The organism is [Brevibacterium] flavum, from assembly GCF_019317305.1.
GTDB lineage: Bacteria > Actinomycetota > Actinomycetes > Mycobacteriales > Mycobacteriaceae > Corynebacterium > Corynebacterium glutamicum.
Genome location: NZ_CP079240.1, coordinates 2547709 through 2568382, shown reverse-complemented (window position 1 = coordinate 2568382; position 20674 = coordinate 2547709). Strand labels below are relative to the sequence as shown.

General features: G+C 55.1%; 18 protein-coding genes. 10 read left to right on the top strand and 8 right to left on the bottom strand.

What is annotated here, in order from left to right:
* Nucleotides 1–2: 2 nt before the first annotated feature.
* Together KW808_RS12530 and KW808_RS12525 are read right to left on the bottom strand one after the other, a co-directional pair.
* Complete coding sequence (locus KW808_RS12530; protein WP_003860902.1) at nucleotides 3–416, bottom strand: globin; 414 nt, start codon at nucleotides 414–416, stop codon at nucleotides 3–5.
* A 32-nt stretch (nucleotides 417–448) separates the two neighbouring features.
* The gene (locus tag KW808_RS12525; RefSeq protein WP_003860904.1) at nucleotides 449–1453 is read right to left on the bottom strand and encodes a mechanosensitive ion channel family protein; all 1005 of its coding nucleotides are present in this window, start codon (nucleotides 1451–1453) and stop codon (nucleotides 449–451) included.
* 102 nt (nucleotides 1454–1555) lie between these two features.
* On the opposite strand from KW808_RS12525, the gene KW808_RS12520 reads away from it, so the two are divergent.
* The gene (locus KW808_RS12520; protein ID WP_003860906.1) at nucleotides 1556–2281 is read left to right on the top strand and encodes an ABC transporter ATP-binding protein; all 726 of its coding nucleotides are present in this window, start codon (nucleotides 1556–1558) and stop codon (nucleotides 2279–2281) included.
* 138 nt (nucleotides 2282–2419) lie between these two features.
* Nucleotides 2420–3580 carry a cystathionine gamma-synthase gene (locus tag KW808_RS12515; RefSeq protein ID WP_003860908.1) on the top strand — a complete coding sequence of 387 codons (1161 nt, stop codon included), beginning with the start codon at nucleotides 2420–2422 and terminating at the stop codon, nucleotides 3578–3580.
* Between the two features lie 3 nt (nucleotides 3581–3583).
* Here the strand turns inward: KW808_RS12515 and KW808_RS12510 are convergent, their stop codons facing one another.
* Nucleotides 3584–4324, bottom strand: coding sequence for a TetR/AcrR family transcriptional regulator (locus tag KW808_RS12510; RefSeq protein ID WP_003860910.1), 741 nt, complete (start codon nucleotides 4322–4324; stop codon nucleotides 3584–3586).
* 131 nt (nucleotides 4325–4455) lie between these two features.
* On the opposite strand from KW808_RS12510, the gene KW808_RS12505 reads away from it, so the two are divergent.
* The gene (locus KW808_RS12505; RefSeq protein ID WP_003860913.1) at nucleotides 4456–5166 is read left to right on the top strand and encodes an SDR family oxidoreductase; all 711 of its coding nucleotides are present in this window, start codon (nucleotides 4456–4458) and stop codon (nucleotides 5164–5166) included.
* Here the strand turns inward: KW808_RS12505 and KW808_RS12500 are convergent.
* From KW808_RS12500 to KW808_RS12485, 4 genes are all read right to left on the bottom strand, one after another.
* On the bottom strand, nucleotides 5163–5912 hold the full coding sequence (locus tag KW808_RS12500; RefSeq protein WP_003860915.1) for a DedA family protein: 750 nt from the start codon (nucleotides 5910–5912) through the stop codon (nucleotides 5163–5165). The two genes, KW808_RS12505 and KW808_RS12500, sit on opposite strands and share 4 nt — an antisense overlap.
* A gap of 211 nt (nucleotides 5913–6123) precedes the next feature.
* On the bottom strand, nucleotides 6124–7674 hold the full coding sequence (locus KW808_RS12495; RefSeq protein ID WP_034983124.1) for an HNH endonuclease signature motif containing protein: 1551 nt from the start codon (nucleotides 7672–7674) through the stop codon (nucleotides 6124–6126).
* Nucleotides 7675–7958: 284 nt separating this feature from the next.
* Nucleotides 7959–9329, bottom strand: coding sequence for an aspartate aminotransferase family protein (locus KW808_RS12490; RefSeq protein WP_003863665.1), 1371 nt, complete (start codon nucleotides 9327–9329; stop codon nucleotides 7959–7961).
* A gap of 51 nt (nucleotides 9330–9380) precedes the next feature.
* The gene (locus KW808_RS12485; protein WP_003863666.1) at nucleotides 9381–11324 is read right to left on the bottom strand and encodes an FAD/NAD(P)-binding protein; all 1944 of its coding nucleotides are present in this window, start codon (nucleotides 11322–11324) and stop codon (nucleotides 9381–9383) included.
* A 146-nt stretch (nucleotides 11325–11470) separates the two neighbouring features.
* On the opposite strand from KW808_RS12485, the gene KW808_RS12480 reads away from it, so the two are divergent.
* The 7 genes from KW808_RS12480 (at nucleotide 11471) to KW808_RS12450 (ending at nucleotide 19733) form a co-directional block, all read left to right on the top strand.
* On the top strand, nucleotides 11471–13180 hold the full coding sequence (locus KW808_RS12480; RefSeq protein ID WP_003863667.1) for a TIGR04028 family ABC transporter substrate-binding protein: 1710 nt from the start codon (nucleotides 11471–11473) through the stop codon (nucleotides 13178–13180).
* Nucleotides 13181–14122, top strand: a complete 942-nt coding sequence (locus KW808_RS12475; RefSeq protein WP_003863668.1) for an ABC transporter permease — start codon at nucleotides 13181–13183, stop codon at nucleotides 14120–14122. It begins immediately after the preceding gene.
* 5 nt (nucleotides 14123–14127) lie between these two features.
* Nucleotides 14128–15012: an ABC transporter permease gene (locus KW808_RS12470; RefSeq protein WP_003863669.1), complete on the top strand. Its 885-nt coding sequence runs from the start codon at nucleotides 14128–14130 to the stop codon at nucleotides 15010–15012.
* Nucleotides 15013–15015: 3 nt separating this feature from the next.
* The gene (locus KW808_RS12465) at nucleotides 15016–16659 is read left to right on the top strand and encodes a dipeptide ABC transporter ATP-binding protein (protein WP_003863670.1); all 1644 of its coding nucleotides are present in this window, start codon (nucleotides 15016–15018) and stop codon (nucleotides 16657–16659) included.
* A gap of 15 nt (nucleotides 16660–16674) precedes the next feature.
* Nucleotides 16675–17910: an alkylhydroperoxidase domain protein gene (locus KW808_RS12460; RefSeq protein ID WP_003863671.1), complete on the top strand. Its 1236-nt coding sequence runs from the start codon at nucleotides 16675–16677 to the stop codon at nucleotides 17908–17910.
* A gap of 76 nt (nucleotides 17911–17986) precedes the next feature.
* Nucleotides 17987–19108, top strand: coding sequence for an MFS transporter (locus tag KW808_RS12455; RefSeq protein WP_034983121.1), 1122 nt, complete (start codon nucleotides 17987–17989; stop codon nucleotides 19106–19108).
* 481 nt (nucleotides 19109–19589) lie between these two features.
* A complete protein-coding gene (locus KW808_RS12450; protein ID WP_155268192.1) occupies nucleotides 19590–19733 on the top strand; it encodes a helix-turn-helix transcriptional regulator in 144 nt (47 codons plus the stop codon).
* An 11-nt stretch (nucleotides 19734–19744) separates the two neighbouring features.
* On the opposite strand, the gene KW808_RS12445 is transcribed toward KW808_RS12450, so the two are convergent.
* Nucleotides 19745–20413, bottom strand: coding sequence for a hypothetical protein (locus KW808_RS12445; protein WP_003863674.1), 669 nt, complete (start codon nucleotides 20411–20413; stop codon nucleotides 19745–19747).
* Between the last annotated feature and the right edge of the window lie 261 nt (nucleotides 20414–20674).

Sequence of the window (20674 nt, the reverse complement as noted above, 5' to 3'; positions counted from 1 at the left end):
AGTTACGGCTGATCGTGGGGATCGGGGTTGGAGTTGATGAGCATATCGGCGGCGCGCAGCATGTGCTCCCAGATGGCCTCACGCTGCTCGTCGGTGAGTGAGAGCTGCTGTTGCGCGTCGTCAAGCGCGGTAGACATGAGCGTGAGCCAGCGTTTAGCCGCGGTGACGCCGATGGGGTAGTTGGCGTGGCGCATGCGCAGGCGAGGGTGGCCACGCTGTTCTTGATAATCTTTCGGCCCGCCCCAGTATTGGGAGAGGAACATTTTTAGGCGCTGTTCGGCGCCGTCGAAGTCATCGGGCGGGTACATGGGGCCCAAAATGTCGTCTGTGCGGACCTGTTCATAAAAACGGTGGACGATGAAGGAGAAGGTCTCCTCACCGCCCACGGTGTCATAAAAGTTCTCGGAGGTGGTCATGCCTCCAATCCTAATGTTTAGCGTCCTAATGTTTAGTTGGCGTCGCCTTTGTCCAGCGCCTGCTGTGCCAGGCCTACACCGCCCATGCCGTGTGGATAGGGCGTGGTGATGCCTTCTTTTTGCATGTCGGACAATACCTTGGCGTAGACGTAGCGCTGCACCTCCCACTGGTAACCCGGCAGCGTCTTGACCACGCCCCGGAATGTCATGTGATCAGGTTCGAATGCAGAGATGCCCTTCATCTCAGGTGTGTCGATGACGGAATCCTTAATAGCCTCCATCTTGACGGCCTCCTGGAAGGAATTTTCAATAACATCCCACGCGCGGTCGCTGTCATTGGACAGCCCCACCGGCACCTCAAATCGAGCAATCGCGTACTCATTGGAGAAGTTACCCACACGCAGAATTTCACCGTTGCGGATGTACCACACGGTACCGTCCAAATCGCGCAACGTGGTGGTGCGCAGGCTAATGTCCTCCACGTCGCCGATAATGCCGTCACCGACATCGATCGTGTCGCCGACACCGTATTGATCCTCAATGAGCATAAAAATACCGCTGAGAAAGTCCTTCACCAGCGACTGTGCGCCAAAACCAAGCGCAACACCAGCCACACCTGCCGAGGCGATCAGGGGCGCCACATTAAGTCCGATTTCAGTCAAGATGGCCAGCGCCGCCCACGTCCACACAAAAATGGCGACAGCGGACTTGCCCACCGCACCCAGAGTGCGGATTCTTGCTTGTCGACGCTGCTCTTGGGTCTTCCTCATGATCTGGACTTCAGGCGGAATGTCTGTCTTCTTTGCCTGACCCTTGACTAAAAACCGCGGGACTTCAGTCTTTGGCGGCTTTCTCACGCCGCGCTCCACGGCTTTGGTGATGAGCTTGCGCAACAACCAATGGGCAAAAAACGCCACAACAATGGTGATGGCAATGCTGATTGGCTTATTGATCAACCAATCCTGGGTGAGGGGGTTATCCCACCAATTAGAAACGTCGGTAACAATACTTTCTGTATCTGTACTAGCGATAATCATCGGTGCCCACGATAGTGATAGTGCCTAAGACTCGCTACCGTTGTGTCCATGAATGCGTCTGCTTTAAGTTTTGATCACGTCTCTGTTCGTCGCGGGGAGAAGATGCTTCTCAACGATATCTCCCTAGACTTTCCCACTGGCTCCCATTGGGCGGTGTTAGGCCCCAATGGTGCGGGTAAAACGACAATGCTTAATATCGCAGCCACTCGTCTTTACCCCACAACAGGCACCGTGGATGTGTTGGGTTACCGCTTTGGCCGAGTAGATACCCGCGAGCTGCGCAAGCACATTGGTGTGGTGGATCCCAAGCAGAAATTCACCAACATGCCAGCCCACGAAGTGGTGCTGTCGGGACTTACGGCCTCTAACGGATTGCTTCCCAGGTGGACGCCAACTGAGCAGGAATTAACCTACCGCGATGAGGTTCTAGAGCTTGTGGGCATGTCTTCGCGCGCGGGCAACATGTGGGCTGATATGAGCCAAGGTGAAAAGGCGCGCACCTTGATTGCTCGTGCGCTAATCATCGACCCGGATCTGCTGCTCTTGGATGAGCCCACCACAGGCCTGGATCTACCGGGGCGAGAAACATTGCTTCGCGTGGTGGATAATCTGCGCGCCACGATTCCAGCGTTGACCACCGTGATGATCACCCACCATGTGGAAGAGATCGCGTCCTCCACCACGGATGTGCTCATGATTAAAGATGCAGAGGTACTTGCTTCGGGGGCAGTTGATGAGGTGTTGACGGCGTCGAATCTGGGCAAGCTCTATGACATGTCAGTGGGTTTAGAAACAATTCGGGGCAGGTGGTTCGCGTTTGAGGCTTAGTGGAAGTTCGGTGGTTTGTGGGGGCGTTTCTGCATTTAAAGGTGATAGATTTGGGCAAAAATGGACAGCTTGGTCTATCATTGCGGAAAAGACCTGTTTATACAGGTGTCGGAAATGAGTATCAGGAGCTGATCTACCTTGTCTTTTGACCCACACACCCAGGGTTTCTCCACCGCATCCATTCACGCTGGGTATGAGCCAGACGACTACTACGGTTCGATCAACATGCCGATCTACGCCTCCACCACCTTCGCACAGAACGCTCCCAACGATCTGCGCCGCGGCTTTGAATACACTCGCGTGGGCAACCCCACCATCGTGTCCTTGGAAAAGGCCGTCGCAGCGTTGGAAGGTGCAGAGTATGGTCGTGCATTCTCCTCCGGCATGGCTGCCACTGACATCCTCTTCCGCGTTCTACTCAAGCCAGGTGACCATATTGTGCTCGGAAACGACGCATACGGCGGAACCTTCCGTTTGATCGATACCGTGTTCACCGCGTGGGGAATCACCTACACCGTGGTCGACACCTCTGTGGTTGACGAAGTCAAGAATGCCATCCAAGACAATACCAAGCTGATCTGGGTGGAAACCCCCACCAACCCAGCACTGGGGATCACCGATATCGACGCTGTAGCTAAGCTCACTGAAGGCACCAACGCGAAGCTCGTCGTGGACAACACCTTCGCGTCCCCATACCTGCAGCAGCCACTGGCTCTCGGCGCACATGCTGTCCTGCACTCCACCACCAAGTACATCGGTGGCCACTCTGACGTCGTAGGTGGACTCGTAGTCACCAACGATCAGGCTCTCGACGAAGAACTGCTGTTCATGCAAGGTGGCATCGGACCGATCCCATCAGTTTTCGATGCATACCTGACCGCCCGTGGCCTCAAGACCCTTGCAGTGCGCATGGATCGCCACTGCGACAACGCAGAAAAGATCGCGGAATTCCTGGACTCCCGCCTAGAGGTCTCCACCGTGCTCTACCCAGGTCTGAAGAACCACCCAGGCCACGAAGTCGCAGCGAAGCAGATGAAGCGCTTCGGCGGCATGATCTCCGTCCGTTTCGCAGGCGGCGAAGAAGCAGCTAAGAAGTTCTGTACCTCCACCAAACTGATCTGTCTGGCCGAGTCCCTCGGTGGCGTGGAATCCCTCCTGGAGCACCCAGCAACCATGACCCACCAGTCAGCTGCCGGCTCTCAGCTCGAGGTTCCCCGCGACCTCGTGCGCATCTCCATTGGTATTGAAGACATTGAAGACCTGCTCGCAGATGTCGAGCAGGCCCTCAATAACCTTTAGAAACTATTTGGCGGCAAGCAGCTTTTCAATATAAGCAATGCGAGCCTCCACCATGTAGCCGAAGAGTTCGTCAGAAGTTGAGACGGACTCTTCGACTGCTTTACGGGTCAGTGGCGCTTCCACATCTGGGTTCTCATCAAGCCATGGCTTAGGAACCGGAGCAAACACATCCGGCTTTTCGCCCTCTGGACGATTGTCAAAGGTGTAGTCAGAAGTCAGGGTGAAGCTGAAGACATCAGCCATCATCATCTCCCGGATGATGGTTGCTTCCTTGAGGGACAGCCCGATATCAGTCAAGAACTTCAAGGACTCCTCCGCACCCGCGATTCGCAGTGGGGAAGTGCCCTGAGTGGAGATCTGTTCATCCAGCGCGACCAGAAGAACACGTGGAGTCTCACGGAATTGGTCGCGCAATGAGCTCCACAGCGTATGAATAGATTGCCGCCAATTGTCCGGATCAAGATCGGGCACCTTGATATCATCGATGATGCGCACCCAGACGCGATCGATGATTTCTTGACGATTTAGCACATGGTTATACAGTGCGCGAGGGGTGACACCCATGTCTCGGGCGAGGCGGTTCATGGTCACGGCAGCGAATCCTTCGCGGCCGGCAATGTTTAAAGTGCGCTCCACTATGGCTTCGACGGAAAGGATACGTTGGGTGGGGCGTCCAGGACGACGTCCCGTGGAAGTAGCCGCCAGAGTTGGCGCTACGGCTGGTTTCATAGTTTCGCTAGGCATGTATATGACGTTACGCCTTTTTCTACAAGACAACCAGCGTTTTCAGCGAGATACTGGACATATCAACTAAAATCCCTGAATAAAACATCTAACATGGGTTTTATACAGAAAATTCATACGAAAGGTTGATCATGAAAAAGAAGATTGCGGTCGTTACCGGAGCGACCGGAGGCATGGGAATTGAGATCGTCAAAGACCTCTCCCGCGACCACATTGTCTACGCCTTGGGCCGAAATCCAGAGCATCTGGCAGCTCTCGCAGAGATCGAGGGAGTAGAGCCTATCGAGTCCGATATCGTGAAGGAAGTGTTGGAAGAGGGAGGCGTCGACAAGCTAAAAAACCTCGACCACGTGGATACGCTGGTGCACGCCGCGGCGGTGGCGCGTGACACGACCATCGAAGCCGGCAGTGTGGCCGAATGGCACGCACACCTTGATCTCAACGTCATTGTCCCGGCCGAGTTGAGTCGCCAACTCTTGCCCGCCCTCCGCGCCGCATCCGGCTGCGTCATCTACATCAACTCCGGCGCCGGCAACGGCCCACACCCCGGCAACACCATCTACGCCGCCAGCAAACACGCCCTCCGCGGACTCGCCGACGCCTTCCGCAAAGAAGAAGCCAACAACGGCATCCGCGTCAGCACCGTCAGCCCCGGCCCCACCAACACCCCCATGCTGAAAGGCCTCATGGACTCACAAGGAACTAACTTCCGCCCAGAGATCTACATCGAACCAAAAGAAATCGCCAACGCAATCAGATTCGTGATTGACGCTGGCGAAACAACCCAGATCACCAACGTGGACGTACGACCACGCATCGAACTGGCGGACCGGAAAGACTAGTTCTTGGGGGCTTCCTGGGCTTCCAGGGTTTTTACTGGGGCTGTCTGGACTGCGGGGTTTTCTTGTGGCTCGTTGTTGGCTTGCTTGCGGCCGTCAGCCAGCTTGCGGGCCATGCCGACCAAACCAGGAACCACCGAAATGAACACGATCAGCAAGAAAATCAGATCAATATTGTTGCGGACGAAATCGAACTGACCCAACGCAGCACCCAAAGCCACCACGCCGGAACCCCACAAAGTGCCACCGATCACGTTGTAAATAATGAACGTGCGGTAACGCATGCCAGCCATACCTGCGACCAGAGGTGCGTAAGTACGGACGATCGGCACGAAACGGCACAAAATGATCGTCACGGGGCCATGCTTCTCAAAGAAATCCTCAGTCTGCTTAAGGTATTCCTGCTTGAAAATCCTGCCATCTGGACGATTAACCAGACGAGGGTGGAACTTGTGTCCAATCCAGTAACCTACCTGATCACCAAGAATCGCAGCGATAGGGCAGAGGATCAGCACCAGCCACAGCGGTGCAAAAGGGTCAGCCTGGTTAGCTAGGAGACCACCGGTGAAAAGGAGAGAATCACCTGGTAGAAGTGGGAAAAGTAGGCCTGATTCGATAAAGACAATGGCAAGCATCGCCGGAAGAATGAAGCTACCGAACGGGCCGGAGCCGGAAAGAAGTTCCATAGGGTCCAGCCAGGACGGACCTAGCGCAACCTGGGAGACGGAGTCCGCAAGAGTAAAAACCATGGGGGACAGAGTACTCTTGGTTGACTGAATTTCTATACGGCAAAGTGTGACTTTTTAGAAAAATAGGGGTTTATTCAGGGTCGGGGTGGTCTGGTGTTGTGTGGGATTGGTGACGTGTTGGTGTGGGCATGGCTGTGTGCCCGGCATCAGACACACGAGGGCGACTGACAACAGGCACAGCAACATGACAAAGATTCAGCACTAGCAACGGCTAGAACAATCTGCCCTCATCACCAGGACCAGGCGGTTCGGGTGGATCCGGCGGGCCCGGCGGTTCCGGTGGTGGGCCATAGTGTTTACGTCTGGCCCACGCACCACCGGAACGATCAGCAGCAGCCGACCGGTTAAACACCGGCCCCTCACCACCAACCGGATAGTGACCTACTCTGCCAGTAACGGGATCGCGGTCCATAAACCCTTTACCATTCACACCCGTGCGAGTGTCATCGTTGCGGGGGTGGTGATTAAAGCACTGATGTGTGAGGTTGACGAGGTTGGTCAACCCACCCCGAATCCAGGGATCTAAATGGTGAACCTCGCACTCTAACTGCGGGCGATCACAATTGGGTGCCGAGCACACCAACTCAGAGGCAAACAACGCGATGCGTTGAGTCAGGTTGGCTGAGCGCTGCATCCGATTGACGTTCAACGGCTGCCCGGTTGCGCCGTCTAAGAGCACAGCGAAGTCGTATTTCGCAGCGATGAGGTTCATGATCTCCGCCAAGTTCAACGAATAGCCTGTGTTCGTGGGGTACAGCTTATTCAATATGCTCCCATCGCCATGATCACCGTGGTTGATCTCGTCAAGATCATCGGTGGTCATGGAGATGATGATGCTGGCTGTTCCACCACGAGCTGGGGTGACAATACCATGGTTGTAGATCTCCATGATGTGATGCAACGCATCCGCATGGCGTTGCCCTCGGGTGCGCATGTCTTCTGCTGCTGGGGTATCGACGAGGTTGCCGCGTTTGGTTAAGGGTGCGGTGTTCGCGGTGATCAGTGCTGCGGTGGCAGCAGGGACGAGGCCGCTGATGCGGACCATGTTGTCGGCATCGGGTTTACCTACCGAGAGGTGGCGCCTGCCCATGGCGGTGATGGGGTTGGGGTTGTTTTTGTTCGCGGTGGTGACGTGGTGGCGTAGCCACGTGCGGAGGTCTTCTGGGGTGCGCCAGATCGCCTGACTCAGGGCTTGGTTGCGTAGCTCCTCGTGGGAGGGTGTGGTATTCGGGTTGAGGCGGGCGAGTTCGTCGGTGATGATGGCGTGTTTTTCCGCGCTGATCCGTGGCTCGCGAGGCTTGTCATCATCATCGGGTTTCCCATCGTCAGGGTTCGGTTCAGGGTCGGGGTCATCGTCGCCGGAGTCGTCATCACCCGAGTCGCCACCATCAGGACCGCCATCGGGATTGCCACCGTTACCGCCGTTGCCAGATCCAGAGTTTGGCTTCGGTATGGGGTAGAGGGAGTGGGCGAGATTGATGCGGTGGTGGGCGCGTGCTTTGGATAGGCCGAAGGTGGTGGTGAGGTAGTCGATGAGGTGGGTGGAGCCAATGGTGTGGGCGGCGTTGGTGCGTTCGGCGAGGGCTGTGGTTTGGGCGGCGATGGTGGCGTGGTGGTTGATGGTGTGTTCTAGGGCGATGAGGTCGGGCTCGATGGCCTTGTATTGGTCTGGGGTGACACCATGGTCAAGCATGCTGGCCAAATGGTTGTCGATGGCGTTGAGTGCTGTGGTCAGTGCTTGGACGTGTGTGGTGATGCTCATGGTGTCTTCCCCCTTTCCCCGTGTTGTTACCACCCACTCTACCCGCTCGCGTGTTCGAACGCAAGGGTGCTATTCAAACACTTTTTCCTATAGGCTTAACATGTAAGGAAATCCCCTCCGCCGCATTGAATGAGGTGGAGGGGAGCGTCGAAAAGCAAAATCTTTAAACCTGGACCGGCTGCTTGGTCGGTGGCGCGAGCGCGGCTTCGTCGCCGCGGAGCTTGGAGTCGGTTTTTTGGGGTCGTAGATATGGTGGTCTGTGCTGGTCTTGTTATTTAGAAAACTTAGAACAACGCCCCAGCGAAGGTCAGCTCGACAGCTTGGGCTGCAGCTTCCACCGCGTCCAGCAGTGCTACCAATTCGTCATCAGTGGTGGTCAGCGGCGGTGCAATGTGGAATCGGTTGCCGGAGATCATCGGCCACACGCCGCGTTCCTTGAATTCTGCAGCACCGGCAGCCATGGCAGTGGCGTCTGCATTGAACTCCACTGCCCAGAAGAATCCGATGCCCCGTACGTCAGCGATCGCTACGTTTTCTTCCGCTAGTTCACGAAGGCGAGGTTCGATCAGTTCAGCGCCAAGTCGAGCTACGCGTGGAATGATTTCTCCTTCCGCGTAAATCTCCAGCGCTGCCTTGGCGGGTGCTACTGCAAGTGGGTGTCCGGAGTAGGTGAGTCCGCCGGAGTATGCCTCTGATCCGAAGGTATCGCGGATTGCTTGAGTCATCACAATGCCACCGAGTGGGGCATAACCTGCATTAACGCCCTTGGCGAAGGTGATCATGTCTGGCTGGAAATCGTCGCCAGCATGCTCGTAAGCAAACAGCTTGCCGGTGCGTCCGAATCCGACCATGACTTCGTCGGCGATGAAGAGGATGCCGTGCTTGTCGCAAAGTTCGCGCACGCCATTTAAGTAACCTGCTGGTGGCACGATGATTCCTGAGGATCCCACCACTGGTTCCAACACGATCGCTGCGATCATGCCAGCACCTTCAAACGCGATGACATCTTCCAAGTGCTTGAGTGCGCGTTCGCATTCTTCTTCTTGGGTGGTGGCAAAGAATGAGGAGTGGTGCAGGAATGGTGCCCAGAAGTGGTAGATATCTGGGTCGGTGGTGGGGTTGCCCAGGCGGCGGTGTTCGCCGGTGAGCATCATCGCGGATCCGGTTGCGCCGTGGTAGCTGCGGTATGCGGACAGAATTTTGTTGCGTCCGGTGTGCAGGCGAGCCATGCGGATGGAGTGTTCGATGGCGTCGGCGCCGCCGTTGGTGAAAAACACGTGGGAGAATTCGCCACGGGCCATCGACACGATCTTTGCAGCAACATCAGAGCGCACATCATTGCCGAAAGCCGGGTTGATGTTGGTCAACCGGGCTGCTTGGCGCTGGATCGCCTCAACTAATCGAGGGTTGTTGTGGCCTAAGTTTGCCGAGACAAGTTGGGAACCCATGTCGATGAAGGCGTTGCCGTCGAAGTCGTACAGCGTGGAACCTTCGGCAGCTGCCCATACTTTGGGGCTGATTTTGTCCTGCGCGGACCAGGAGTGGAAAACGTGCGCGCGATCGTTGTCGAATGCCCGTTTTTCCTCTTCTTTTGCTTGCGCAGATCCGAATTCGATGAATTCACCGTCAAAGTTGGTGTAACCCTTCAGTGTCAAACCAGTTCACTCCCCAAAATATTATGCAGTCTTTAAATAACTCACCTCACCCTAGATCAAGCCGAGCTGCTTTAGCACGTGAACGGCTGTTTTGTCGGTTTCCTGCAGCATGAGCGGGTTGGTTCCAGGCATCGGCGAGATGGTGGTGTCGGCCAGCTGCCCATAGGTTGGGATGCCGATCAGGTGCACGCGCGGATCCAAATTGCCGTTGGGGTGAACCAAAAGTCGGGTTGCCGGATCAACTTCGGGGGAGCCTGTGGGGGCAGCGGTTCCGTCGACGGAGTAGTCGTTGAAGGGGCGTACCCGGTCGGCGTCTTCCAAAGACAGTGCTAGCGGGTCGGCGTTGCGACGCACATCTGGGTTGTGCATCCACGCGTCGACAAGCACTTTCGATCGCAGCGGCGTATCGCCGGTGGTGGGTGAGGAGATTTGCCATTGACCATCGCTCACGCTGAGGCGGGGACGGGCGCCGGCGAAGTGAGCGAGGCCGGCGTCGACAAGCGCTAGAAGTTCGCGGGTGCGGAAAAGCGGTGGGCCGGAGCCGACCATCTGGCCGATCGCCATGACGGCGGCGAAGCGGTTGCGGCGCGATTCGAAGGTCAGGCGGCCTTCCGCGCCCAGGATGGAGCTGGGTTTGCGCGCGGCGGAAATGGACCACAGCGCGGATTTCAGCGGGCTGTCCCAGGCCGTTACGGCATGGCGAATATCGCGGGCCATGCCGTCCGCGATGCGTGCGGTCAGCTCCTCGACGCTTTCATTAATTCCCGCGAGCGGAAATTCCCAAGCATGCAGGTCAAAGACGTCATCGGTGTACGCGGCGAGCGCTTTAGGAAGCTTATCGACGTCCACCTCATCAATAATTTCCACAATTTTATCCAGACCGGTCCGGATAGATTCTGGGCTTACGCGATCAAGGGTTTCGTAATAGGCTTCGTAGGCGTCGCGAGCAACAGCTGGCCACACTTCCGCATCATAGTTGATGGATGCGACACCACGATTTTGCGCGTTGATCGTCGCGATAACAGCCTTGAGTCGCGCTAGCTTTGCCCCTGGTGGCAGGGATTTGTAATCGGATTTAGGCAGGTAGGGGTAGCCGCGACCGGAGGAAATAACAAAGTGAGGTTCCTCACCAGATGCCTCGTAGCGCAAACCGGAACGGGTGCTGGGATCCTCGTGGAAGATGCCGCCGCGATCGATGGTGGTCAGCGCCATGATATCGAAAAATCCCATGCCCAGCCCGCGGACAAGCACCTGTTCGCCAGCGGGAATGAGGCTGGCATCCTGCTCGACAGGGTTGCCGGGCTTGACCCACACCAGATCAGGGTTCTCCTCCAAAGCAGCCGCGATGGACAGCTCCTCCGCATTGGGAGCGGGGGTTTGCCAGCCGATGGCCAACACAGTGGAATCAGCGGAAATCATCTCAGAATTATCTAAGGTGATCACATCGCGGTCACCATCTTCGCGGATGCCAATCGCGCGTGCATGGTGCTGCTCGACCTTGACCCACTGTGGCAACAGCTGCAAAGCGACATCGAAAGCCCACCGCAGATATGCGCCATAAAGAGCACGGGAAGGATTGGACTGGATAACGGTTGCTGCTAATTCTTCCTTGAAATCCTCCGCCACGGATGCGGCCGGGGGATAGGTACGGAATAGTTCGATAGCTTTTGCTGGAATTCCACTCAAATCCTCGTCGCCGCGCAGCAGGCGGATCCAATCAAATTGCAGTGGTCCTTCCACCACTGGAGCGCTCACCGTAGAGCCTGGCTCTGTGAATAATGTCACCGCACCGGCCAGAGTATTCATGCACAGCGTGCGGGTTTGATCAGTGCGCCACACGTTGCCTGCGCCCATTTGGGCGTCCTCGATCAGGTGGATGGTCAACCCCTGCTCAGGGCGGGAAACGGTGTTGAGAGCTGCTGCGATCCTTTCGAGTACAGAAATACCTCTGGGGCCAACTCCAACGATGGCTACCTGCTTATCGTTTGTGCTCACGAAAACTCCTGATCATTAAAATAAATACCCCAATTAGACAGGTTGGTCTAAACCAATATACCGATCAGTCTAAAAGTGTGTTAAGTTCTGGAACATAAATTAGCTGACACGTAAAGTAACTTAAAGATTCACTGGAGGTAAGCCTAGTGTTTAAAAAGCACAGACACGGTCTCGGCTCCCCCGAAACCAAACCACACTTAAAAACCCGCCGGTTTTTCACCGCGGCCGCCGCTACGCTGGCAGGATTGGCAGTCCTGTCCGGCTGCACAGCACAACCCTCACAAGCAGAAGACAACACGCTCACTTACTTAGAGCCACAGTTCTTCCGCACCCTGTACCCACCATCAGCGGGCTTTTACCCCAACGGCAGTGTGGTGAACAACATTGCAGACCGCTTGCTCTACCAGGATCCTGAAACCCTGGAACTCAAGCCATGGATCGCCACCGAACTGCCTGAAATCAACGAGGATGCCACGGAGTTCACCTTCAACATCCGCACCGATGTCACCTACTCCGATGGCACCCCGCTGACGGCTGAAAACGTGGTGAAAAACTTCGATCTCTATGGCCTCGGCGATCAAGATCGACGCCTCACCATCTCAGAGCAGATCACCAACTACGACCACGGCGAAGTAGTAGATGAGGACACCGTCCGATTCCACTTCTCTGAGCCTGCACCTGGTTTTGCTCAGGCCACCAGCTCCTTCAACGCTGGCCTGTACGCCGATTCCACCTTGGAGTTCGCCAATGAGGATTTCGCCCCAGGCAACGCTCAAAACGTCATCGGCTCTGGTCCTTTTGTAATCACCGATGAATCCCTAGGCACCAACCTCACCTTGACTGCGCGTGAGGATTACGATTGGGCACCACCATCACGCGAACATCAAGGTCGCGCGAAGCTTGACGCCGTCAATTATGTCCTCGCGGGTGAAGAATCCGTCCGCATCGGAGCCATCGTTGCTGGCCAAGGTGATATCGCCCGCCAGATCGAAGCGCCAGTGGAGGCACACCTGAAGGATGCAGGCATCCCGATCATCTCCGCAGCCACCAACGGTGTGAACAACAGCTTCAACTTCCGCTTCAAAAACGAGCTGCTCTCAGACATCCGTGTTCGCCAAGCTCTGATCCACGCGATCGACCGCGAAAAGATCATGCGTGTGCTGTTTAGTGATTCCTATCCGCTGGCAACTTCTGTGCTTGCGCAAAATGCACTGGGCTACAAAGAACAAGTAGATGCCTATGTCTACGACCTAGACAAAGCAACAGCTCTGCTTGACGAAGCCGGCTGGACCCTTGATAGCGACGGCATGCGTCGCAAGGACGGTGAACTTCTAGAGCTCACCTTCAACGAAGCCCTCCCACAGCCTCGTTCACGCGAAGTTGTCACCATGGTCCAAGAACAGCTCGGTGATCTGGGCATCAAGGTCAACCTCAACCCAGGTGACCAAGCAGCCCAGGACGCTGACTCCAAGGATCTCAACAAGATCCAGGTTCGCCACACCATGGTGGGTCGCGCAGACTATGACGTGCTGAAATCCCAGCTGTACTCCACCAACCGCAACGAGCTGTTGAACATGACCATGGAAGGGGAGACCGCCGATATTGGCGATCCTCATTTGGAGGAACTCCTCATGGCTATTGCATCCAGCCCACGCGAAGAGGACCGTGCAGCAGCATCTGCCGCAGCACAGGATTACATCACCGAGCAGGCATATGTTCTTCCACTGTTTGAAGAGCCAGTTGTCTACGGCGTGCAGCCTTACGTGAAGGGCTTTAGCCCCGAAGTTATCGGCCGCCCCAGCTTCTATGAGACCTACATTGACCATTCCAGCAACCATTCCAGTGAGGAGGACTAAATGACTACCTCGCAGATTCTGCGCCGCATCGGCCAAGCCGTCTTGGTCTTGTTGGTCACCTTTACCTTGGCGTTCATCATGCTTTCCGCCCTCCCTGGCGATGCTGTGTCCGCCCGCTATTCCAGCCCTGATTTGGGTCTGTCACCTGAGCAGATCGCACAGATCCGTGAATCCTATGGTGCCGATGAATCCCTGATCGCTCAGTACTTCTCCACCTTGGGTGGCTTCCTTGTAGGTAACTTCGGTTACTCCGTACAAACCGGAACTGCCGTGGCAACCCAGCTGGCAGAAGCCCTACCAGGCACCTTGACCTTGGCTATCTTGGCATTCTTGCTCGCAGCCATTTTGGCACTGGTTATTTCCATTCTTGCCACCATGGATCGCTTTGCATGGATCAAGGGCATCTTCCAGGCTCTGCCTCCATTCTTTGTGTCCCTCCCAAGTTTCTGGTTGGGCATCATCTTGATCCAGATCGTGTCCTTCCGCCTTGATTGGGTCCCCGTTATTGGGACCACCCCGGCACAAGGACTGATCCTGCCGACCATCACCTTGTCCATCCCAATTACCGCTCCGCTTGCACAGGTGCTCATCCGCTCGATTGAAGAGGTCAAGGCACAACCGTTCATCGCGGCTGTTCGTGCTCGCGGTGCGGGTGAAATGTGGATCTTCTTCCGCAATATCATTCGCAACGCCCTGCTGCCAACCCTGACGATTGCCGGCATCTTGTTTGGTGAACTAGTCGGTGGGGCCGTGGTTACCGAGGCAGTGTTCGGCCGCGCTGGACTTGGCCAAATGACCGTCAACGCAGTGGCCAACCGCGATATGCCAGTGATGCTTGCCATCGTGGTGATCGCAGCTGCTGTTTATGTTTTGATCAACCTCATCGTGGATTTGTTGTACCCAGTCCTCGATGCCCGTCTGCGCCGCAGGGAAAGGGCATAAGACTCATGAGTAATCCTCCTATTTCACCCAAAAAACCGGTATCCGCTAATCCTCGAACTGGATCCGCTGACCCGGCACGCAAGCGTAAAGCGTTGGGCAATCCTTGGACGAGGCCTGCTGCTGTTATTTCCATCGTGGTACTCGCCGTTGCGGTGCTGATGGCACTTGTTCCTGGACTGTTTACCTCCCAGGATCCGTTCACTGGCGATGATGTGGCACTGCTTGGACCAAGTGGCACCCACTGGTTTGGTACCGATTCCGTGGGACGCGATCTCTACAGCCGTGTTGTTTACGGCGCGAGGGAAACCCTGCTCGGTGCACTGATCGCCGTGTTGGTTGGTTTGATTGTGGGAACCCTGATCGGACTGCTCGCAGGTGCACAGCGCGGTTGGGTTGACACTGTATTAATGCGTTTCGTGGATGTGCTCTTGTCCATCCCGGCACTGCTGCTCAGCTTGACTGTCATTATCCTTTTGGGATTCGGCACCATGAACGCAGCGATCGCCGTCGGTATTACCTCTGTTGCCACCTTCGCGCGTCTGGCGCGTTCCCAGGTGATGACTGTTGCAGGTTCCGATTTCGTGGAAGCTGCATACGGTTCCGGTGGCACCCAGGCGCAGGTGTTGTTCCGCCACATTCTGCCTAACTCTCTGACCCCAGTGTTTGCTCTTGCAGCACTGCAGTTCGGTTCCGCGATTTTGCAGCTGTCCGTGTTGGGCTTCTTGGGCTACGGCGCTCCGGCACCAACTCCAGAGTGGGGTCTGCTGATCTCTGATGCCCGCGACTACATGGCGACCTCATGGTGGCTGACTGTGCTGCCTGGTTTTGTCATCATCGCCGTGGTTATGTCTGCCAACTACCTAAGCCGCATCATTCAGAAGGAGGCATAGAAAATGACTACTCCCTTGTTAGAGATCAACGATCTGGTTGTCTCCTATCAAACTGCTAAAGGTTTGGTGCATGCTGTCAACAATGTCAGCCTGGAGGTGCACCCTGGCCAAATCACCGCGATTGTTGGTGAGTCCGGATCTGGTAAGTCCACCACCGCTCAGGCCGTGATTGGTTTGCTGGCTGATAATGCTGAAGTGGATTCTGGTCGGATTTCTTTCAACGGCCGTTCCCTTGTTGGCTTGAACGCACGTGAGTGGAAAAACGTTCGCGGTACCAAAATTGGTTTGATTCCGCAGGACCCCAACAACTCTCTGAACCCGGTGAAAACTATCGGCGCTTCAGTGGGGGAGGGCTTGGCTATCCACAAGCGTGGAACCGCCGCCGAGCGCAAAAAGAAGGTCATTGAGCTTCTAGAGCGCGTGGGTATTGATAACCCAGAGGTCCGCTATGACCAGTACCCGCATGAGCTGTCTGGTGGCATGAAGCAGCGCGCGTTGATTGCCGCTGCCATTGCACTTGAACCAGAGCTGATCATTGCCGATGAGCCCACATCTGCGCTGGATGTGACCGTGCAGAAAATTATTCTCGATCTGCTGGAAGACATGCAGCGTGAATTGGGCATGGGTATTTTGTTCATTACTCACGATCTAGCCGTGGCAGGCGATCGGGCGGATCGCATCGTCGTCATGCAAAAAGGCGAGGTGCGCGAAAGTGGTTACGCGGCTTCGGTCTTGACCGACCCCCAGCATGAGTATTCCAAGAAGTTGCTTGCCGACGCGCCCTCCCTCACCATCGGCGAGATCCCCACGCGAGTTCCGGCCGTAGATCCGGAGGTAGCGCAGGCCAAAGGCCCGCTTCTGGTAGTGGATAAATTCCGCAAGGAATACCAACGCGGCAAAGAAGAAACATTTGTTGCCGCAAATGATATTTCCTTCGAAGTACTGCCTGGCACCACGCATGCCATCGTCGGTGAATCCGGTTCCGGTAAAACCACGCTTGGCCGCGCGATCGCGATGTTTAATACGCCGACCTCTGGTTCCATTTCAGTAAGTGGCAAGGACATCACCAACCTTTCCAAGGCCCAGCAGCGGGAACTGCGCCAGCAAATCCAGCTGGTGTACCAAAACCCGTATTCTTCCCTGGATCCCCGCCAAACCATTGGCGCCACCATCGCGGAACCGCTGCGCAATTTCACCAAGGTGAGCAAGCAGGAAGCCGACGAAAAGGTGGCACACTACCTGGAACTGGTGGCGCTTGATCCGGCTCTTGCCACCCGTCGCCCACGTGAGCTCTCTGGTGGTCAGCGCCAGCGTGTCGCCATTGCTCGTGCCATGATTTTGGAACCTGAATTGGTGGTTTTCGACGAAGCCGTATCCGCGTTGGATGTGACTGTGCAGGCACAAATCCTGCGCCTGCTCGACGATCTGCAACGAGAGCTAGGCTTGACTTACGTGTTTATTTCCCACGACCTGGCTGTGGTCCGTGAAATCTCTGACACTGTGTCTGTGATGAGTCGCGGCAGCCAGGTGGAACTTGGAAAAACCGCAGAAGTATTTAACAACCCGCAAACCGATTTCACTCGCCGACTCATCGACGCGATCCCAGGATCGCGCTATCGTGGTGGCGAACTCAATCTTGGACTATAGGAGCAGATCTTAAAAATGTCAGATCTCATCGACATGCTGGTTGGAGAAGACCTCCCACAGCTGCGTGACAACCGTCCCCAAGCTCGCGACAATGCACAAAAGAGCTTCGAAGCTCTGCTCGAACCGGTCAACCCAGGGACCTTCAGCTTCGGCGAGCGTTACGCCGTGGCCACCTATGTTGCAGGTCTTCACCAATTCGCGCCAGCTGTAGATCTCTACCAAGATTTGCTTCTCGACGACGCCCCAACCACCCTGGCAAACGCCGTCTCCGATGCCATCGACGAGGGCCTATCCGCAGGCCCATACGGCACCTACCGTGAACCTGGACTTGAGTCCGAATCAGAGCCAGGCGGATCTGTGCGCAACGATGCAGCCAAACTTGGCGAGCGCCTTGCAGCAGCATTTGATTACGCCCACCTGCTGGTTTTCCACCCCCGCGATTCCCGCCCCGAGGTCCTTGGTCGACTCTCCAGCGCTGGTTGGAGCGCAGATGACACCGTGACTCTGGCCCAGCTGGTCTCCTTCCTGGCATTCCAACTGCGTATTGCTTACGGCCTGCGCACTCTCAAGGGTGAAGACATTCAGGTGAAAGCTCCTCGCCTGAGTATTCCTGAAGCGAAGTGGGAACTGTCCAACAACGGCTTTGAGATCTCCACCTATGAAGAACTCAACCGCCCTGAAGCTTTTGTGAACCACTCTTTGGGATGGAAGCCATGGGTGCCACCAGTAGCTAAGGCAGATCTCACCGAAGAACAGCTGGATTCTTTGATCCAGCCTGAGCGCGCCGATATGCCATACTTCCGTCTCTTGGCACGTGACCCTGCAGCACTGAAGGCACGTACCCTGACCGATCTGGATATCTTCTTCAACACTGATGGCGAAGGCCTAGGACGTGCAGAGCGTGAACTCGGCGCCACCGTTACTTCCCGCTACAACGGCTGCGTGTACTGCGCATCCGTGCACGCAGGACGTGCTCAGGAAGAATCCGGTCGAGCTGATGATGTCAACGCACTGTTGGTAAGCATCGACTCCGATTTGGGTTCTGACCAGTGGAATGTCATCCGTGATGCTGCTCGCGCACTGACCTCCACCCCTGCTGCATTCAACCAGGGATGCATCTCCAAGCTGCGTGGCGTTGGATTCAGCGACCTGCAGATCGTGGACCTGATTAACTCTGTGGCGTTCTTCAACTGGGCTAATCGCCTGATGTTGTCTCTGGGTGAACCCGAAGTGCCAAAGCGTTTCCTCTAAAACGCATAACCCTAAATGCCCCCTGTTTAGATTCAAAAAAGATCTGGCAGGGGGTTTAGGCATAGATTGGGAACTTATGAAGAAACTGCAAATGGCGGCCATTTTGGTCGGAGGCTTCGTCGGGCCGTTTACTGGCCAAGCTCTATCAGTGGTCTTGCCGGAATTTGCAGACACCTTTGATATCAGTGTCAGCCAGGCAGCGCTGACCATGACGGCATACCTGTTGCCCTTTGCCACCATGATGTTGTTTTCTGGGCGGCTCACTAGGAAAATACATCCGCATAAGGTTGTTCGTTCTGCGTATATTGTCACGTTGCCTTTAGCTTTGTTGCTGTTGATCACCCCGTCGTGGGGTTTATTTTTAGCTGCTTATGCCACGATCGGTGTGGCTAATGCTTTTACCACTCCCGTGCTGCAAATTATGTTGCGTGAGTTGGTCCCAGCGAATGCCTTGGGCAAAGCTTTGGGAACATATGCTGCGATGCAGTCTTTGGGAATGCTGTCAGCACCTCTGATTGCAGGGCTTTCATCTGTTATTTCCTGGCGGTTGACATTTTTGGTCACGGCCACAGCATCGTTGTTCATTTTGATTGCCCGACTACCAGTTGTGCCTCCTCCTTCAGCATCAAAACAAAACGTTGGAGGCAAGGTGCAATGGGGACCAACCATCATCCACATGGTCTCCGGTTTTGTGGTGGGCATCGGCATCATTGGTGTAGGTTTCATGACCTCGTTGCACGTGGGTGAACAGTTTAATTTGGATGCCACAGCCCGTGGCTTGGTGGTCATGTGTGGCGGTTTGGCTGCATTTTTCGCGTCCCGAAAAATCGGCGATATGGCCGATAAATTTGGTGTCCGTGCAGTCCTTGTTGTCAGCGCGATCATCGGTTCCGTGGCCATGACCTTGTTACCCATTACTCCATGGGTTGTTCTGGTGGCAGTGCTGTGGGCATGTGCTGTGGCAGCGGCACAAGGAATTCAAGCTACGGTGAACTTGGCCGTGATCGGCAGTCCTGGTGGATCATCGTTGCTTTCTACCGTGCAGGCGTTTAGATTCTTTGGTTCAGCTGCAGCGCCGGTGACCTTTTTGCCAATCTATTTGGCCATCGGCTCAAATGCATTTTGGGTTACTGCGGTCGCGTTGGTTTTCGTTGCGGTGGCCCAGTGGCGCAACCCGCAGCGCTTGGCGCGGGGTTGAGGGAGGCGTCGAAAAGCAGCAGCTCTTTCGGTTTTCTTGATTTAGCGAGGAAAAGTTCTCCTGTGAAGGAGACGAGTGTGACTGATCAGCGAGATTTTCCGGGCCGTTTTGGATGCCGCCAGATTGAGCATTCGGCTGCTGCCTTTTAGAGAGCGAGCCGGTGGCAGGGCCGCCACCAATCTGTATGGTTGCCTCGTAGACAACTGGGAACCCGTATCCCTTGATGACCTTAAAACCAGGCGGATTAGCGTGGCATCGCTGAAAGTTAGATTGGCTACCAAAGTAATGTGGAAATAAATGTTTCGAACGAGACAAAAGCAGTGGTCATTGGCTGGGGAGTAGCAGAACTAGCCACCACCGTATACTCCTGTGTGAAAGAGCTGAAGTCCACCTGGTTGAACAAAATAAACACCTAGGCGGGCGCGCCGGGGCTTTGGAAATCGATGGATTTCGCTGGGACACAGGACTGAGCTGGTGCCTCATGCTCGATGCCGTAGGAGTGTCTAGACAAACAATAATCAGTATTGAAAAGGGGCGCTATGATCCTTCTTTGCCCGTTGCCTTTCAGTTGGCGCGGGAATTTAACTGCACGATAGAAGATCTATTTATCTATGAAGCTGACTGAACGTGGTTGAGCTAGTCGAACCACAGACTAGCTAATAACCCCAAATCATCATTCTTATATGTAATTACTTGGTCGGATGCAACCGCGAACGCCTTTAAGAGATCTCCGCTTTCTTCAGGGACTCGAAGCAGTAGATCCGCATCATCTTCTTCACCACCAAATGCTAGGGCCTCGACACCCCAATTGTTCTGCCACACTTTAAGTACTTGTGCTATTTCAAATGGTTCACCAACATTCATGCAACCGAGCCATTCACACGCTGCAGGTACTTGCCAATTCGGGCAACTGATTGCCACGAGACCCCAGGCCTTATCCTCGGAGAAGATGTCATCTAATGAATCGGCTTCTTCAATTGGTTGCGGCTCACGATCATCATTGGGCAGACCTTGGGAATCTAGATCGAAAGTGCGAAGTGAGGAAGCAGCGAATTCATCCGTGAGTTTTGGCAGGCTGTCGCCCTCATCGGTGATGTCTTCTAATTCGGTGTCCTCAAGATCAATGTCGCTATTCCACCATCCCCAAGTGATTAGTGACCAGCCAGCTGCCTTAGCTTGTTCAAGCTGTTCTGCGGTAGGCAAATTGAATTGATCAAAGAAAATATAAGTCAGACTACGGAATTCTTTTGTTCCAATGTTCTCAGGGAATAGATCGCTGGTGAAAACTTCAGGAATCGTCGACATGCTGTCACTTCCTTGAAATTGAGTAGTTGCAGTGAACTCTAACTGAGCTAAACGTGGTCCGCAGGAGTGACGTACCCCCGAAAAGGAGCAGTATCGCTTCATTCCTTTCCTTATAGAACGCAAATGAATTTTCGATGTTACTGTCGGTTAGTCGTGAAAACCCATTGCTGAAAAACGATTAGACCAATGGCAGGCACAGGGCCTTTGTGAAGAAGAAAGTGGCAGTTTCGATGGCCGAAAATCTTGATAAAGCGTTGCTAT